2 protein-coding genes are annotated in these 3,184 nt (G+C 54.9%); both read left to right on the top strand.

Features of this window, described 5'->3' with window-relative positions; translation table 11 throughout:
* Window positions 1–455 (top strand): hypothetical protein (locus WC891_08990; protein MFA5868069.1); only part of this gene is annotated, 455 nt, incomplete at its 5' end.
* A gap of 7 nt (window positions 456–462) precedes the next feature.
* On the top strand, window positions 463–3,184 hold a 2,722-nt coding region (locus WC891_08985), incomplete at its 3' end, for a hypothetical protein (GenBank protein MFA5868068.1).

Below are 3,184 nucleotides of genomic sequence, written 5' to 3'. Positions count from 1 at the left end.
CCATAGTACCGGTGACTGTGCCGGTGGAAATGCCGGATCAAACAATAACGGCAGTGGATGCTTATGATTTGGCATTAGCCAGGGCGCGTGCATGGGATACGGAGGCAAAACTTTCCAGAATTAATTCGGCACCGGATAACACCAGCGCGCAAGGCCGCGCCGATAACTGGGAACTCTTGTATACTTCAGAAAATAAAAAAGGCTTGGCATACCGCGTAAACATCGCTGACAAAAACGTGATTGACGGCGCCGAGATTCCTTTTTTTGGCGCGGGGGGAGAATTGCCGCAAAATTTGCTGACCTCCGAGGAGGCAATCGCCAAGGTGAGGCAGATCGGCGGCTACGAGAATGAGCCGATTCTGTCCGTGGAAATGATTTACGACCAAGGGGCGAAACTCTGGTTTTGGGGGGTAAAGACCGTCCGCGGCGTAATATCGGTTAAAGCGACTAAATAAAAATATTATGAAGCCAGACAAAAAAAGGGAAGCAGGCATTTTTAAATGGCTGATAATCCATTTGCTTTTAATCATGGTTTTATTTTCCAATTTAGCGCCGGTAATATTCAATAAAATCGGCTTAAATCAACTGGCGGAAAATTTAAAAATTAAAGAAGCGCTGGCGGCAGTTCAATATGTCGGAGGCGCATCCGGCACAGGAACCGGCGCAACCTATAGCGTCTCGCTCACCGGCTTGACAGGAGGCGTTGGCAGCGCCGCCATAGCAGGTGATCTGGTCATCGTGGTTACCGGCTGGGCGAGCGCGGCTGATGGAAACCCCGGCGTTACCACACCTACGGATTATACCGAAGAGTATGACCTTTATAAAAGCGACACCAGAGATGTCAATGTCAGCGTCAACTGGAAAATTATGGGGGGAACCCCAGATACTTCTGTTACGGTAAGCGGCTTTAATAATGCGGCTAACGGCGGCGCTACCGTGGTTCATGTCTGGCGAGGAGCAGATCAGACAACGCCAATGGATGTTGCCCCTCCTGTTGGCGTCACCGCAGGCAACGCTTCATCACCAAACAGTCCGGCTATCACCCCAATTACGGCTGGCACGTATGTTTTAACCGTTGGTATGGGAACGGGCGATGCTACGCCGTTGACGAAAACCGCTCCGACCGGCTATGGCGATGCGGTATCTGTCGCGGGTACCGGCTCTACAATGTCGGCCATCGCGAATATCGCGTCTATGGCGTGGAGCAGCGGAGCGGAAGATCCTGCGGCATGGACGGGCGGTGAAACCAGCACCTCGGACTCGTGGGCCGCTGGCACTTTGGCGATTCGGCCGGTGGAGACAACTCCGCCGACGCCCGATCCAATGACTTTTGCCACCACTCCCACCAACGATAGCCCCACGCAAATCAGTGCCACTTCCACCACCGGTTCCGATGCCACTACGCCGATAAACTATTTTTTTACGCTTGATAACACCAACTGCGGCGCAGATGCCGGCACCGGCGGTAATTCCAGTTCTTGGCAAGCGGGCGTTGCCTATTCCGATAGCGGGTTGCAACCTAACAAGTGTTACGGCTATACCATTACCGCCCGAGATTCGGTTTCGCCCACGCCCAATACCGGCAGTACTTCAACCGCCTCTTCTACCTATTCCTCGGCCAATACGCCGGGTACGCCGATTTTAAGCGGAGCTACCGCTTCAACTTTAAATCTGACTAACGCGGAAAACAGCAACCCTGCTTCCAACCCGACAACCAACTTTGCCGTGCAGGTGATAACCACGAGCCCTAACGATACTACATGGCTTAATCAGTGGGCGGATGCTACCGGCAATCCTTCGGCTACCGCGGTCTGGCTGACTGACGCCCAATTGGACGCTTTGGTTTTACAAGGTTTACAAGCAAGCACGATTTACGGCGTTAAGGTAAAAGCGCGAAACCAAGATACTGATGAAACTGCTTTAAGCGCGGAAGGCCAAGGCACCACTCTGGCGCCGGCCGGTCCGGACGCCACTTCTTATACCAATACCGAAACAGCGCTGAATTATTCGGCTTGCGCCACCACCGGTTGCGGCGGCAGGATTTCTCAAACTATTACTATCAGCGGCACCAGCCTTGGCTCTGCCGTCACCAACAAAGACACCTGCACCGCCGGCGCTTCTAACGGTTGCGTCCGTATCGGCAATTATACCGTGCCGGCCGCGAGCATCAGCACCTGGAACGACACCCAGATTATTTTTTCCGTGCCGAGTGGCGTTACCGTTTTCGGCGGCTCCGGCACGACTTGCGCTGCCGCCGGCGCGGGCATTTGCGTCACGCAAAACGGAAACAACGATGCCGGCGGAGCGCTGGAATTCTGGGTTTTTCCTAATATCACCTCGGTTTCGCCCTCGGGCGCGGGCGAGGGTAAGGAGGGGGACACCATCACCATAACCGGTACCCGTTTTGACACCTCCGTCGCCACCGGCACGGTGGTTTTTCAGAACTGTGGCACGGCTGATGTTTCGGCAACCGTCAGTTCCTGGAGTGACACCTCGGCCGCCGTCACCGTGCCAAGCGGTATTGCCGATAATGATGATGCTTGCGATATTAAATTAACCCGCGCCGCCGGCACCGGCTCTAAAACCGCCAGTTCAACCAATTTTGTAGTCCTGCCGCAGATTGACTCTGTCGCGGCTATAGCCGCGAACGCCGGCAGAACTTACGACGCCGGCGACACCGACGGCTTGATTATGCTGATTGGCACGCATTTTGGCGCCGCCGGTTCAGTCACCGTCCTCGGTTCCAGCGGCGCGCAACATGCCACAGCCGAAGGGCAATGCAGTTTTGGCGGCTGGCGCGCTACTACCACCTGCCGCGAGGTGCCTAATGCCGCCGGCTATACCGGCAATATCGTCTTGACGCGCACCGCCGACTCCAAGAGCCATACTTACGCCGGCACTTTCAGAATTTTGCCGCGAATTACCGGCATTACTCCGGGAAGCGGCACTTTCGGCGACCCTTTTACTTTAAGCGGCAACCATTTCTGCCAGAACGGGGGTACTTGTCCTTCCGTTTTTGACGCGAGCAATAAAATTACTTTTAACGGCGGCGCCACTACCACCGACTTTTTCGCCTGGACCGGCGCCAGCGCGAGCTCCTCGGTGCCAAGCGCCGCGAGCACCGGCAATGTGACAATAACCTCCAATACCTACGTTTCCAATGGTATAAATTTTACAGTTCTAA

The sequence above is a fragment of the Actinomycetota bacterium genome (assembly GCA_041658625.1).
In the GTDB taxonomy this organism is placed as follows: Bacteria; Actinomycetota; JAHEXW01; order JAHEXW01; family JAHEXW01; genus JBAZZW01.
Note: the sequence above shows the minus strand (reverse complement) of the source record. Positions and strands in the feature narration are given on the sequence as shown.